The sequence below is a fragment of the Pseudomonas sp. URIL14HWK12:I5 genome (assembly GCF_900176445.1).
GTDB classification, from domain to species: Bacteria; Pseudomonadota; Gammaproteobacteria; order Pseudomonadales; family Pseudomonadaceae; genus Aquipseudomonas; species Aquipseudomonas monteilii.
Genome location: NZ_FWXQ01000002.1, coordinates 194,834 through 209,374, shown reverse-complemented (window position 1 = coordinate 209,374; position 14,541 = coordinate 194,834). Strand labels below are relative to the sequence as shown.

The following is a 14,541-nucleotide window of genomic DNA, read 5'->3' as shown; positions in this document are numbered from 1 at the left end:
TGGGGCCGCACAGCGGCCCCATTTTCCGGTTCAGGGCTCTAGCCCAATCCCCCGCAAGATCACGCTGGTCACCGTCTGCACCGCACTCTCGAACGCCATGTCCGAGAGCATCTCCCCGCCATTGAGCAATTCAACCTGGTAACCAAAGTCGGCGTAATGCTGAGTCGAAGCCCAGATCATGTACAGCAACGCCGACGGCTCCACCGGCAGAATGCGCCCCTCCTCTACCCAGCGGCGGATCTTGTTCTCTTTCAACTTGGCCCAGGGCACCAGGCTTTCATCCAGGTTCACCCCCAGCACCGGCGCCCCGTGCAGCATTTCTTCGGCCCAGATCTTCGAACCCAGCGGCCGCGAACGCGAATGCCCCATCTTCGCGCGGATGTAACTGGTCAACACCACGCGGGGGTCGTCGAAGTTCTCGAAGCACAGCGCGTCCTGCTTCCACACGTCCAGCAAGTCTTGCAGTACGGCGCGGAACAGGTCGTCCTTGGTGCTGAAGTAATAGTGCAGGTTGGAGCGCGGCAACTCGGCCTGTTCGGCAATATCGCCCATGGACGTGGCGCCATAGCCTTTTTCGGCGAACACCTTTTCCGCCGCCTGCAGAATCTTCTCGATATTGCGCCGGCGGATTTCGATCTTGTGGTTGGCCATCAGCCCTGGGCCGTCCACACCGCCAGTTCATAACCGTCCGGGTCGATGAAGTGGAAGCGTCGCCCGCCGGGGAAGGCAAAAGTTGCCCGGCTGATTTTCGCCCCCGCCGCCTCGACCCGCTGCTGCGTGGCCTCCAGGTCGTCAGCGTACAAAATGACCAGCGGACCACCCGGGCGTACCGGCTCGCCGGTGGTGAAGCCCCCGGTAAGGCGACCATCGCTGAACTCGGTGTAGGTGGGCCCGTAATCGGTGAACGCCCAGCCGAACACGCTGCCGTAGAAGGCCTTGCTCCGTGCGATGTCGCTGACATTGAACTCGATGTTGTCGATCTGCCGATCAGTACCGCGAATGCCCATGGGTGCTCCGTGCCTAAGGGGTTTGGCCTAGTCTACTCCGCTTGCTCCAACGTGGTGCAATCCCTTGGTGCACGTCGCACCTATCTGCAACTCGCCCGGTCACGCACCGGGCACTGTGCCCGGTGCAAGTTGAGCGCAGTGTTGATGATGCCGATATGACTGAACGCCTGAGGGTAGTTGCCAAGCATGCGCTGGCCGGCCGGTTCATATTGCTCGGCCAGCAGGCCAAGGTCGTTGCACAGGCCGGTCAGGCGTTCATACAGCGCCTGCGCCTCTGCCTGGCGCCCGAGTAATACATACACGTCAGCCAGCCAGAACGAGCACACCAGGAAAGTACCCTCCCCGGGCGTCAGGCCATCACTGCAACTGTCGCTGTCGTAACGCAACAGCAGGCCGTTCTTCAGCAAGCGCTGTTCGATCTGTTCAAGCGTGCGTAAAAAGCGTGGATCATCTGCCGGCAGAAATCCGGTCAGGGCGACCTGCAACAGGCTGGCGTCCATTTCTGAAGAACCGTAGGCCTGGACGAAATAAAGACCGCTGGCATCAAGGCCGCGCTCGCAGACTTCACGGTGAATCTCATCGGCCACCTGGCGATAATGCCGCCCACGCTCGCGGCCTTCCTCCGTGGTGTCGGCCAGCCCCGCAGCACGGTCGAAGGCGACCCACGCCATCACTTTGGAGTGCACGAACTGCTGCCGGCCACCGCGTACTTCCCAGATGCCTTCGTCCGGCTCGCGCCAGATGCGCTCGACGTAAGGCAGGATCAGGCGGGAAATGGCAGCGCTGCGCGGGTGGCGCGGCAAGCCGCCCTTGATCGCCTGGGTCATGGCATCGGCCAGTTCGCCGTAGATGTCCAGCTGCATCTGCTGCGAAGCGGCGTTGCCCACCCGCACGGGTTGCGAATGCTCGTAACCGGCCAGCCACGGCAACGTGTATTCCTGCAAGTCGCGCTCGCCAGCCAGGCCGTACATGATCTGCATCTGTTCAGGGTTGCCAGCCACCGAACGCAGCAGCCATTCCCGCCAGGCCTGGGCTTCGTCGAAATAGCCCAGGTTCATGAACGCCAGCAGGGTCATGGTGGCGTCGCGCAGCCAGCAGAAGCGGTAGTCCCAGTTACGCTCCCCACCCAGGCGCTCGGGCAGCGAGGTGGTAACGGCGGCGACGATGCCGCCGGTAGGCGCGTAGGTCATTGCCTTGAGGGTAAGCAACGAACGGCGCACCAAGGCCGTGTAGGGGCCTACCTGCGGGCAACGGGCGGCGAAGGCCTGCCATTGATCGATGGTGTGGGCCAGGGCCTGGTCACTGTCGCGGTCGGGTTGCACTGGCAGGTGCGAGGGCTGATGGCGCAGGCTGAAGATATGCCGCTCACCTGTACCAACGCGAAAACGGGCGACGGTATGGTGGTCGCGGGCATGCGGCGGCACGGTGCTGCACAGGATCAGCCGGTCAGGGCCGGCGACAGCGCTGAGGGTGAGTGGGTCGAGCCGTTCCACCCAGGGCACGCTGCGCCCGTAGTCGAAGCGCATGACCAGGTCCATTTCGAAGTTGGTTTCACCAGAGATGCCCTCGACGATTCGCACCACCGAATTGACCTCGCCCAAGGGCATGAAGTCGAGCACGCGGGCACGGCCAGTGGCGGTGACCCAGGTGGTTTCCAGCACCAGGGTATCGTCCAGATAAAGCCGGCTACTGTGCTCGACCGGGTCGCTGGGGGCCAGGCGCCAGCGGCCGTTTTCTTCGTTGCCCAGCAGTGCGGCGAATACGGCTGGGGCGTCGAAGCGTGGCAGGCACAGCCAGTCGAGCGAGCCATCACGGCTGACCAGGGCAGCGCTGCGGCAGTTGCCCAGCAGCGCGTAGTCTTCGATGTGGGCGGGCATTCAACCTCCTTGATGTGGTTGCCTGTGCTGGCCCTTTCGCGGGCTCGCCCGCGAAAGGGCCAGCACAGGCATAACAAGAACCTCACCCCAGCCGATGCCACTCGCGCTTGTCCCGCGCCAGCAGTTCATTGCCAGCCTCGGGCCCATCTTCACCCGCCGGGTACTCATGCACCTCGCCATCCTGCGCCCAGGCATCGAGAAACGGCTGCACCGCGCGCCAACCGTTCTCGATGTTGTCGGCGCGCTGAAACAGGGTCTGATCACCGGTCAGGCAGTCGTAGATCAAGGTCTCGTAGCCGGTCGCCGGGGTCATCTTGAAGAAGTCCTTGTAGGCAAAGCCCAGCTCGACGTTCTCCATCACCAGCTCCGGCCCCGGCCGCTTGGCCTGCAGGTCGAACCACATGCCTTCGTTGGGCTGAATCTGGATTTTCAGGTAGTTGGGCTTGGGGCGCTCCAGCTCCGACTCGCGAAACTGCGCATAGGGCGCGGGCTTGAAGCAGATGGCGATTTCCGTATCGCGCACGCTCATGCGCTTGCCGGTACGCAGGTAGAATGGCACGCCAGCCCAGCGCCAGTTGTCGATCATGACCTTCAGTGCCACGAAGGTTTCGGTCTGGCTGTCGGCAGCGACGTTGGCCTCCTGGCGGTAGCCGGGCAGCGGCTTGCGCCCCTGCTTGCCGGCGACGTACTGGCCGCGCACGGAGTTTTTCAGGGCCATTTTCGCCGACCACGGGCGGATGGCGCCGACCACCTTGGCCTTTTCACTGCGCACGGCATCGGCGCCGAACGCTGCGGGTGGCTCCATGGCTACCATCGCCAGCAACTGGAACAAGTGGTTGGGGACCATGTCGCGCAAGGCCCCGGTGCTGTCGTAGAACGCGCCCCGGGTTTCGACGCCGACGGTTTCCGCAGCGGTGATCTGCACATGGTCGATGTAGTGGTTGTTCCAGAACGATTCGAACAAGCCATTGGAAAAACGGCTGACCAGAATGTTCTGCACCGTTTCTTTGCCCAGGTAATGATCGATGCGGTAAATCTGCCGCTCGCCCATCACCTTCAGCAGGCAGGCGTTGAGCGCCTCGGCGCTGGCCAGGTCGGTGCCGAACGGCTTTTCGACCACCACACGGCGAAAGCCCCCTGCAGACTCGTCGAGCAACCCGGCCTGCCCCAGGCGCTGGGCTACTTCGGGGAAGAAGCGCGGCGAGGTTGCCAGGTAGAAGATCGCATTGCCGTGGCTGGTCTTCTCGATACGCTTGGCGATGGCCTGGTAGGTCGCCGGGTCAAGGAAATCGCCAGTCTGGTAATCCAGGCGCTTGGCCAGGCGGGCCCACAGTTTCTCGTCCAGGCATTTGGCCGTGCCCTTGTCCCGCTCGACCATGAACGCATGCAGGCGCGCGGCAAAATCCTCGGCGCTGGCCGGATTATGGTCGACGCCGACAATGCGCAGGTTGCGGTCCAGCAAACCGTCGCGGCTAAGGTTGTAAAGCGCCGGCATCAGCAGGCGCTTGACCAGGTCGCCATTGGCGCCGAACAGAAACAGGGTGCAAGGCGGTGCAGCAGGAATGGTCTGTTTGGTCATTCGGCTTTCTTCTCGACATGGCCACCAAAGCCCAGGCGCATGGCCGAGAGGATCTTGTCACCGTAGGTGCCCTGTTGCTGGCGCGAGCGGAAGCGGGCGAACAGCGCGCTGGACAAAACCGGCACCGGCACTGCCTGTTCCACAGCGGCGTCGATGGTCCAACGGCCCTCGCCACTGTCGGACACCGAGCCGCTGAACTGCGACAGCTGCGGGTCGGCGACCAAGGCATCGGCGGTGAGGTCGAGCAACCACGAAGTGACCACGCTGCCGCGCCGCCACACTTCAGCGATCTCGGCCACGTTCAGGTCGAAGCGCTGTTCTTCGGGCAGCTCGTTGCCGCCTTTGCTGCGCAACAGGTCGAAGCCTTCGGCGTAGGCCTGCATCAGGCCGTATTCGATGCCGTTGTGCACCATTTTCACGTAGTGCCCGGCGCCAGGTGGGCCGGCGTGGATATACCCGTGTTCGGCACGCTGATGCTCACCGCTGCGGCCATGAGTACGCGGGATGTCGCCCACGCCCGGCGCCAACGCCTTGAACAAAGGCTCCAGGCGCTCGAACACGTCCTTTTCACCACCGATCATCATGCAGTAGCCACGGTCCAGGCCCCACACACCGCCGGAGGTGCCCACGTCCAGGTAATGCAGGCCGCGCTTGGCCAGTTCAGCGGCGCGGCGCATGTCGTCCTTGTAGAAGGTGTTGCCGCCGTCGATGATCGCATCGCCCGGCTCCAGCAGTTCGGCCAGCTGGGCGATGGTCTGCTCGGTCGGCTCGCCGGCCGGCAGCATGACCCACACTGCGCGCGGCGCTTTCAGTTTTTGTACCAGCGCACCGAGGTCGTGTGCGCCTTGAGCACCCTCGCCTTCCAGCCCGGTGATGGCCTCTCGGTTGCGGTCGTGTACCACGGTGCGGTGGCCGGCGCGCATCAGGCGCCTTGCGATATTGCCGCCCATGCGGCCCAGCCCGACGATTCCCAGTTGCATGAGCCGATGCTCCCCTTACGAAATGGTTGACGACACAGTCCAGCTTTCCAGATTAGTCCAGCGTACCGCATGAGGGTTCAGCGACGAACGGCGAGACCACGATAAACAAAAAAGTTCCCAAGCCCTGCAAAAGAATTCAGAATGCGCCCCGCGTGAAGCGTCTACGCTTTGACTTGTCACCAGCCAAAACCGCGAGGTGTGCTCATGGGTACCTTGATGCCTGCAACCCCAACCCAGACACTCTATGTCTCCGTGCGCCGTGATGAGCTGCGTAAACTGAAAGACGAATGTGACCAGCTGCGCCAGCAGGTCGCCCAACTGAACCTGCTGCTGGCGCAAGCGCGTACCGACGGCAAGGCCGTCAGCCTCTGATCTTTCCTTCCTCTCAGTGGGGGCTGTAGGGCTCCCACCTGCTGACTCTACTTTTCCAGGTCAGGCCCCTACGCGGGTCACTGGCAAAGACGCAAACACCCTTCCATCGCCCCACTATGGTGCAAGCTCCCATTCCAGCCACAATTTGGCGCACCCGCAAAACGCCTCGGGCAAACCTTTTCACATCCAGCCACATACGCCAACGTTTGCGTCTATTTCGCACCTCACATTAATGACCAGTGGGTCACATTTTTATCGCGTTCTCTCCTACACTCGGTTTTCGGCCCGCCATTTGCTCAAGGGAAGAGTGACGTAAAAAAGTCGAACTTTAAGGAAAGCCGGTAGGTCAGGAATTAAGTAGGCCAAACGGATGGGGCACTCCCAGCCACGGCCCACCCACCCCAACCAGTCCACTCGCCTGCGGCCGGAATGCCGACAGCGCAGTGCCTGCGCGCACGACTCAGGGGCATGGAACGCACTACGCAGATCCGAATTAGAGAGAACTCACACGATATATCGCCACGGGTGCCAGCACCCGGCCAAAGCATAGGGACGGAGAGAAGTATGATCAGTGCCGCTGTCGAGCCTCACGTAGATTCATTCAACCCGGACAACCGCGAGCCGCTAACCCCGGACTTCGCCAAGACAGGCACGGCACCCGGCGCCCAGCGCCAGCACAACCCCAACAAGCGCAAGATCCTGTTCGTGACGTCGGAAATCGCCGACCTGGTGAAAACCGGTGGCTTGGGTGACGTATCTGCCGCCCTGCCCCGCGCCCTGGCGCACCTGCACGATGTGCGGGTGCTGATCCCCGGCTACCGCCAGGTGATGGATAGCGACAACCCCATCCACATCGTCGGTGAACTGGGCGGCCACGCGGCACTGCCGCCGTGCAAGATCGGGCGCATGGACATGGCCGACGGCCTGGTGATCTATGTGCTGATCTGCCCCGAACTGTACCAGCGCGACGGCACGCCCTATGGTGCCAACAATGGCCGCGACTGGCCCGACAACCACATCCGCTTCGCCCGCCTGGGCCTGGCTGCGGCCGAAATCGCCGCAGGCGAAGGCAAGATCCACTGGACACCCGAAGTGGTGCACGCCCATGACTGGCCCGCCGGCCTGGCCCCGGCCTACATGCACTGGCGCGGGCTAAGCACGCCTACCCTGTTCACCATTCACAACCTGGCCTACCAGGGTGTGTACAGCCGGGGATGCAGCCCGGAGCTGGCGATTCCCGACCACGCCATGCAGCAGGAAGGCATGGAGTTCTACGGCAAGCTGTCGTTCCTCAAGGCGGGCCTGGCCTACTCCAGCCACATCACCACGGTCAGCGCCACCTATGCCCGGGAAATCACCACACCCGAATTTGGCTGCGGCCTTGACGGCTTCCTCGCCAGCAAGGCCCAGCAAGGTCTGCTCGGGGGTATTCCCAACGGTATCGATGAAAGCTGGGACTCGGCCACCGACAAGCACCTGCAGCACAACTTCAGCATCAACGACTGGGAAGGCAAGGCGCGTAACGCCCATGAAGTGCGCGAGCTGTTCGGCCTGGAGGATTCTGACGGTCCGCTGTTCGCCGTGGTATCGCGGCTGGTCTACCAGAAAGGCCTGGACCTGACTTTGGGCGTGGCCGACTACATCGTCGAGCAAGGCGGGCAGATTGCGATCATCGGCCGTGGCGAGCCCGAAGAGGAACAGGCCATGCGCGAGCTGGCGCTGCGCCACCCGGGCCGCATCGGCGTGCGCATCGGCTTCAACGAAACCGACGCCCGGCGCATGTTCGCCGGCAGCGACTTCTTGCTGATGCCGTCGCGCTACGAGCCGTGTGGCCTCAGCCAGATGTATGCACAGCGCTTCGGCTCGCTGCCGGTGGCGCGCAACACTGGCGGGCTGGCCGACACCATCGAGTGTGGCGTTACCGGCTTCCTGTTCAACGAGTCCACCGTCGAGAGCTACCGCCAGGCACTCAGCCGCGCCTTCTATGTGTACGGCAAGAAGGACCTGCTGAACGCCATGCGCTGCCTGTCGATGACTCAGCCGTTCAACTGGTGCCAGGCGGTGGAACCCTACGCCCGCCTCTACGAGGACCTGGTCAAGCAGGCACAGTTGAGCCATTACTGAGCGAGGGTCAGAAGATGCACAGGCATGGCGCACACTTGCTGGACGCCACGTCGGCGCGCTTCGCCCTCTGGGCACCCGATGCGCGCAGCGTGAGCGTGGAACTGGAGCAGCAGCCGGCCATCGCGCTGCTGCCGGATGAAGATGGCTGGTACACCGGCGTTGCACCGTGTCAGGCCGGTGACCGTTACCACTACCGCATCGACGGCGAACTGCGGGTTGCCGACCCGGCCTCGCGCTACCAGCCTGAAGGAGTACAGGGGCCGAGCCAGGTGGTGGATGTGGCCGGTTACGCCTGGCAACACCCGTGGCAAGGTCGCCCCTGGCACGAAGCGGTTATCCAGGAGCTGCATGTCGGCCTGCTCGAGGGTTACACCGGGGTTGCCCGACAGTTGCCACGCTTGGCCGAGCTGGGCATCAGTGCCATTGAGCTGATGCCGCTGGGGCAGTTCCCCGGCGAGCGCAACTGGGGGTACGACGGCGTGCTGCCGTTCGCGCCACAAAACACCTACGGCACCCCCGAGCAGCTGTGTGCACTGGTCGACCAGGCCCACGGCCTGGGGCTGATGGTGCTGGTGGACGTGGTGTACAACCACTTCGGCCCCGACGGCAATTACCTGCACCAGTACGCCAGCCCGTTCTTCCGCGAAGACCGGCAGACGCCCTGGGGCGCCGCCATCGACTTCCGCCGCCCGCAGGTGCGCGAGTACTTCATCCAGAACGCCCTGATGTGGCTGTGCGATTACCGTTGCGATGGCCTGCGCCTGGATGCCGTGCATGCCATCGACCAGCCCGATTTCCTGATCGAGCTGGCGCAACGCGTGCGCGCCGCCGTGGAACCTGGCCGCCAGGTGTGGCTGGTGCTGGAGAACGAGCACAACCAGGCCGGCCTGCTTGAGCAGGGCTTCGACGCCCAGTGGAACGACGACGGCCACAATGCCCTGCATGTGCTGCTGACCGGCGAAACCGAAGGCTACTACGCCGATTACCAGCAACGCCCCATCGACCAGCTGGCGCGCTGCCTGGCCGAAGGCTTCGTGTTCCAGGGCCAGGCCAACCGCCATGGCACGCCACGCGGTGAACCCAGCGGGCACCTGGCGCCCAGTGCCTTTGTGTTGTTCCTGCAGAACCACGACCAGGTCGGCAACCGCGCCTTGGGCGAACGCCTGACCCGCCTGTGCCCGCCGCCGGCCTTGCGGGCGGCCACTGGCCTGCTGCTGTTGGCACCGATGATCCCGCTGCTGTTCATGGGCGATGACGATGGCAGCTGCCGGCCGTTCCTGTTTTTCACCGACTTTCATGATCAGCTGGCTGACGCCGTGCGCGAAGGCCGGCGCGGCGAATTCGCTCACTTCAACGCGTTCGCCGACCCCGAGCAACGCGCACGCATTCCCGACCCCAACGCCGAACAGACCTTCGAAGCGTCACGCCCGCAAAACAAGGAAGTGATCGCCGGCTGGCACGGCCTGTACCAGCAACTGCTCGACCTGCGCCACCGCCATGTCATCCCGCACCTGCCCGGTAGCCGTTCACTGGGCACCGAGGTGCACGGCGAAAAGGCGCTGACCGCACGCTGGCGCCTGGGCGATGGCAACACCCTGCGTATCGACCTGAACCTGGGCGACACACCGCAGTCCATCGAATTACCCGCAGCCTCCACTCGGCTGTTCGACAGCAGCGACACCCGACACCCCGATAGCCAACTGGCGGCCTACAGCTGTGTGGTCAGCCTGCTTCCCCCTGATCTGGAGCGTCCATGAGCGAAACCGCCCTGCACCGCTTGGCAAACCGCGTCGGGCTGAGCCGCGACTGGGTCGACGCCAACGCCCGGCCCCAGCGCGTCAGTGATGAAGTGCTGCGCAATATTCTGGAAGGCCTGGGCCACCCCGCCGCCGATGACACCGCGATTGCCGCCAGCCTGCGCGCTGTGGAGGCAGCAGAAGACAGCGAGCACCTGCCACCACTGCTGACCGCCGACCTTGGCCAGCCACTGGCGCTGGCACGCTACTTCAGTGCGGCCAGCGTCGCGCACTGCACCCTGGAAGACCACACCTCGCGTACCCTCAGCCTCGACGATCAGGCGCGCCTGCCCGGCGAGCTACCCATCGGCTACCACCACGTTGAAATCGACAGCCGCCGCTTCACCGTGGCCGTGGCACCGCCGCGCTGTCACAGCCTGGAAGACAAGGTGCCGCAACCCCCGCCGCGCTGCTGGGGCCTGGCCGTGCAGCTGTACAGCCTGCGCCGCCCCGGCGACGGCGGCTACGGCGATTGCCTGGCCCTGGAACAACTGGCCCGGTCCGCTGCCGAACGCGGCGCCGATGCCTTGGCCATCAGCCCGATCCACGCCCTGTCGGCCATCGACCAGGAGCACTACAGCCCCTACTCGCCCTCCAGCCGCCTGCTGCTCAACACCCTGTACGCCAGCCCCGCTGCGCTGCTGGGTGAACGGGAGGTGCGCATGGCCATCGAAGCCTGCGGCCTGGAGCAGCAACTGGAAGAGCTGGAACAACGCTCACTGGTCGATTGGCCACGCGCCGCCAGCGCCCGACTGCGCCTGCTCGAAGCGCTGTACCAAGGCTTTAGCCAGGGCAACCATCCACTGCGCGCGGATTTCGACAGCTTCCGCGAAGCCGGCGGCCAGGCGCTTGAGCACCACTGCCGCTTCGAGGTACTGCAAGCACAGGCGGTAGAGCATGGCCTGGGCGCCGACTGGCGCAACTGGCCCAAGGCCTGGCACGACCCGTACCACCCTGAAGTTGAAGCCTTTGCCAACGCCTACCCGGCCAAGGTCGAGTTCCATGCCTTTTGCCAATGGCTGACCGAACGGGGCCTGCAGCGAGCGCAGGAAGCCGCCCGCAGCAACGGCATGAGCGTTGGCCTGATCGCCGACCTGGCCGTGGGTGCCGACGGTGCCGGCAGCCAGGCCTGGAGCCGCCAGGACGAACTGCTGGCGGGCCTCAAGGTGGGTGCGCCGCCCGACATCCTCAACCGCGCCGGGCAGGACTGGGGCATCTGCGCGTTCTCGCCCGAAGGCCTCAAGCGCAATGGCTACCGCGCCTTCATCGAAATGCTGCGGGCCAACCTCGCCCACGCGGGCGGGCTGCGCATCGACCATGTGATGGGCCTGCGCCGGCTGTGGCTGATCCCACAGGGCGCCAAGCCCAGTGAAGGTGCCTACCTCAACTACCCACTGGACGACCTGCTGCGCCTGCTGGCGCTGGAGTCGGTGCGCCACCAGGCGATCATTCTCGGCGAAGACCTGGGCACCGTGCCCGATGGCCTGCGCGAAACCCTGGCAGAGAAAGCCGTGCTGGGCATGCGCGTGCTGCCCTTCGAGCAAACCCAGCCCGGCCAGTTCAAGCCGATTCTCGACTGGCCGGAAAACGCGCTGGCCACCACCGGCACACACGACCTGGCGCCCCTGGCCGGCTGGCTGGAAAACCGCGACATCGACTGGAGCCACCGCTTGCAGCTGATCGATGCCGCCACCGAATTGCACTGGCGCCACGACCGCCAGAAAGAGCACGACGGCCTGCGCCGCACCCTGGAAGCCAACTACGGTGCGTTGAAGGACAACGACGCGCTGATCGATGCCGCCATCCGCTACGTCGGCCATACCCGCGCACCACTGGTGCTGGTGCCTTTGGAAGACCTCCTCGGCTGTGACGAGCAGCCCAACCTGCCGGGCACCACCGCCGGGCATCCCAACTGGCGCCGGCGCTTCGCCTTGCCAGTGCGCGATCTGCTCGATGACGAAGATGCCGCACGCCGCCTGGAATTGCTGGCCCAAGCCCGCGAACAGGCCTGGGAGCGTGACCAATGAAGCCGCTGACCGCGACCCTGCGCCTGCAATTTCACAGCGACTTCACCCTTGACCATGCCGTGCCGCTGGTGCCGTACTTCGCCCAGTTGGGCATCAGCCACCTGTATGCATCGCCCATCCTCAAAGCCCGTGCTGGCTCGCGCCATGGCTACGACGTGGTCGACCCGACCTGCGTCAACCCCGAGCTGGGCGGCGAGGCGGCACTGGAGCGGCTGGTCGCCGCGCTGCGCCAGCATGGCATGGGGCTGATCCTCGACACGGTGTCCAACCACATGGCTGTGGGCGGCGCCGACAACCCCTGGTGGCAGAGCGTGCTGGCCTGGGGCCGGCGCAGCCCGTATGCAGAATTCTTCGACATCCAGTGGCATTCCAGCGACCCGCTGCTGGCCGGGCAACTGCTGCTGCCGTTCCTGGGCAGCGACTATGGCGTGGCCTTGAAGCATGGCGAGATACCGCTGGAATTCGACAAGCATCACGGCCTGCTGCAAGTGGCGCATTACGAGCACCGCTTCCCGATCTGCCCGGTCGACTATGGCTGGATCCTGGCGCTCAGCCCGGAGCCGGCCCTGAAAGCCCTGGCCGAGCACTTCACCGCCTTGAGCGACTCGGCCACGCCGCTTGCCGATGCCCTCCCGCTGCAAGCCGAGCTGGCCCGCCTGGCACGCGAGGGCGCCGACTTCGACTCGGCCCTGCTGGCGTTCGACAGCCGCAGCGAGGTCGGCTTCAAGCGCCTGCACCTGCTGCTGGAGCGCCAGACCTACCGCCTGGCCAGCTGGCGCACCGCCGCCGACGACATCAACTGGCGGCGCTTTTTCGACATCAACGAGCTGGGCGGGCTGCGGGTGGAGCGCGCGGCGGTGTTCGAGGCCACCCACGCCAAGCTGTTCGAACTGATCGAACGCGGCCTGGTGGACGGCCTGCGCATCGACCATATCGACGGCCTTGCCGACCCACGTGGCTACTGCCGCAAGCTGCGCCGGCGCGTCGATGGCCTGTTGGCACGCCGGCCTTTGCAGGCTGCCCTGGAGCACTTCCCGATCTACGTGGAGAAAATCCTCGGCGCCAACGAACACCTGCACCGCGACTGGCTCACCGACGGCACCACCGGCTACGAGTTCATGAACCAGGTCTCGCTGCTGCAACACGACCCGACCGGCGAAACGCCGCTGACGGAACTGTGGGCCAACGTGACCGAGCGCCCGGACTTCCCTGAAGAAGTGCGTCAGGCGCGCCACCTGGTGCTCAACGCCAGCCTGGCAGGGGACTGCGAATCGGTGGCCCAAGCGCTATTGCAGGTTGCCCGCAACGACCTGATGACCCGCGACCTGACCCTGGGTGCGATTCGCCGGGCCCTGCAGGCACTGGTGGCGCATTACCCGGTGTACCGCACCTACTTCAACGCCTGTGGGCGCCCGGCTGAAGACGAAGGGTTTTTCCAGCAAGCGTTGGCCAATGCCCGGCAGGACCTGGGCGAAGCCGACTGGCCGCTGCTGGAGCAGCTTGAGCAATGGCTGGGCGGGCAAGGCTGGCGGCACCTGCCACCGGGCCGCGCCCGTAAACAGTTGCGTCACGCCTGCGTGCGCTTCCAGCAGCTGACCGCACCCAGTGCTGCCAAAGCCGTGGAGGACACCGCCTTCTACCGCAGTGCCCGGCTGCTGTCGCGCAACGACGTCGGCTTCGAGGCCGAACGTTTCAGCGCCTCGCCCATGCACTTCCACAACGAAGCCCAACGGCGCCTGCGCGACTTCCCCGACAACCTGCTGGCCACCGCCACGCACGACCACAAGCGCGGCGAAGACACCCGCGCACGCCTGGCCGTGCTCAGCGAGCGTGGCCCGTGGCTGGCCAGCCGGGTAGAACATTGGCGCGAGCTGGCCGAACCGCTACGTACGCAGCTGGAAGATGGTCAGGCCCCCAGCCCCGGCGACGAACTGATGTTGCTGCAAACCCTGCTCGGCAGCTGGCCGCTGGACCTCGACCTCCACGATGGCAATGCCCTGCGCCAGTATGCGGAGCGCATTCGCCAGTGGCAGCAGAAAGCCCTGCGCGAAGCCAAGTTGCGCAGCAGCTGGAGCGCCCCGAACGAAGGCTACGAAAGTGCCTGTGCCCGCTACATCGACAGCCTGTTGCTGGACAACGAGAACCAGCAGCTGCGCAAATCCGTGGCCGATGCCGCGCAACTGCTGGCCTGCCCCGGCGCCCTCAATGGCCTGGTGCAGGCCTTGCTACGCATGACCACGCCCGGCGTACCCGACCTGTACCAGGGCAACGAATACTGGGACTTCAGCCTGGTCGATCCGGACAACCGCCGCGCCGTGGACTACGCTTGCAGGCGGGCCACTCTGGACGATGCAACGCCCACCACTGAGCTGCTGGCACACTGGCGCGACGGCCGTATCAAGCAGGCCTTGATCGCCCGGCTACTGGACTGCCGCCAGGCCCACGCCGACCTGTTCCGCCGCGGCGCCTACCTGCCGCTGACGGTGCAAGGCCGGCATGCAGACCATGTGATCGCCTTTGCCCGTCTGGGTGAAGGCGAACGCGCCATCGTCGTCGCCCCACGCCTGACCAGTGGCCTGCTGGGCGGCGCTGCAACCCCGTTGATCCCGGCGCAGAACTGGGACGACACCCGGCTGGTACTGCCGTTTGCCTTGTCGCCTGCCAACTCGACGGGACTTTTCCCCTGTGCGGCGGTCAGCCCTTCTAGGGAGCTGATGTTGAGCGCTGTGCTGGCAGAGTTTCCGGTCAACCTGTTGATACAACAATCTTGAGCATCAGG

At 64.9% G+C, this 14,541-nt stretch carries 10 protein-coding genes; 5 read left to right on the top strand and 5 right to left on the bottom strand.

Annotation, left to right across the window (positions count from 1 at the left end; all coding sequences use genetic code 11):
- Nucleotides 1–30: 30 nt before the first annotated feature.
- The 5 genes from B9A31_RS05420 to gnd all read right to left on the bottom strand — a co-directional run bounded on the left by B9A31_RS05420 (nucleotide 31) and on the right by gnd (nucleotide 5,443).
- Nucleotides 31–651 (bottom strand): TetR/AcrR family transcriptional regulator, encoded by a 621-nt coding sequence (locus tag B9A31_RS05420; RefSeq protein ID WP_016711526.1) that lies wholly within the window; start codon nucleotides 649–651, stop codon nucleotides 31–33.
- Nucleotides 651–1,007, bottom strand: coding sequence for a VOC family protein (locus tag B9A31_RS05415; protein WP_016711527.1), 357 nt, complete (start codon nucleotides 1,005–1,007; stop codon nucleotides 651–653). Before B9A31_RS05415 ends, B9A31_RS05420 begins: the two co-directional genes overlap by 1 nt.
- Before the next feature lie 80 nt (nucleotides 1,008–1,087).
- The gene (locus B9A31_RS05410; RefSeq protein ID WP_084296723.1) at nucleotides 1,088–2,884 is read right to left on the bottom strand and encodes a glycoside hydrolase family 15 protein; all 1,797 of its coding nucleotides are present in this window, start codon (nucleotides 2,882–2,884) and stop codon (nucleotides 1,088–1,090) included.
- A gap of 82 nt (nucleotides 2,885–2,966) precedes the next feature.
- Nucleotides 2,967–4,463 carry a glucose-6-phosphate dehydrogenase gene (zwf, locus tag B9A31_RS05405; RefSeq protein WP_027608782.1) on the bottom strand — a complete coding sequence of 499 codons (1,497 nt, stop codon included), beginning with the start codon at nucleotides 4,461–4,463 and terminating at the stop codon, nucleotides 2,967–2,969.
- Nucleotides 4,460–5,443 (bottom strand): phosphogluconate dehydrogenase (NAD(+)-dependent, decarboxylating), encoded by a 984-nt coding sequence (gene gnd, locus B9A31_RS05400; RefSeq protein ID WP_019096705.1) that lies wholly within the window; start codon nucleotides 5,441–5,443, stop codon nucleotides 4,460–4,462. The genes zwf and gnd overlap by 4 nt, the downstream gene beginning before the upstream one ends.
- 204 nt (nucleotides 5,444–5,647) lie before the next feature.
- Between gnd and B9A31_RS27235 the strand changes: the two genes are divergently transcribed.
- The 5 genes from B9A31_RS27235 (at nucleotide 5,648) to B9A31_RS05380 (ending at nucleotide 14,533) form a co-directional block, all read left to right on the top strand.
- A complete protein-coding gene (locus tag B9A31_RS27235) occupies nucleotides 5,648–5,815 on the top strand; it encodes a DUF6026 family protein (RefSeq protein WP_019096704.1) in 168 nt (55 codons plus the stop codon).
- 564 nt (nucleotides 5,816–6,379) lie between these two features.
- Nucleotides 6,380–7,939, top strand: a complete 1,560-nt coding sequence (glgA, locus tag B9A31_RS05395) for a glycogen synthase GlgA (protein WP_019096703.1) — start codon at nucleotides 6,380–6,382, stop codon at nucleotides 7,937–7,939.
- 14 nt (nucleotides 7,940–7,953) lie between these two features.
- On the top strand, nucleotides 7,954–9,696 hold the full coding sequence (treZ, locus tag B9A31_RS05390) for a malto-oligosyltrehalose trehalohydrolase (protein ID WP_084296722.1): 1,743 nt from the start codon (nucleotides 7,954–7,956) through the stop codon (nucleotides 9,694–9,696).
- Entirely contained in the window at nucleotides 9,693–11,762 is a 2,070-nt protein-coding gene (gene malQ, locus B9A31_RS05385) for a 4-alpha-glucanotransferase (protein ID WP_025753436.1), read from the top strand. The genes treZ and malQ overlap by 4 nt, the downstream gene beginning before the upstream one ends.
- Entirely contained in the window at nucleotides 11,759–14,533 is a 2,775-nt protein-coding gene (locus tag B9A31_RS05380; protein WP_084296721.1) for a malto-oligosyltrehalose synthase, read from the top strand. The genes malQ and B9A31_RS05380 overlap by 4 nt, the downstream gene beginning before the upstream one ends.
- Nucleotides 14,534–14,541 lie beyond the last annotated feature (8 nt).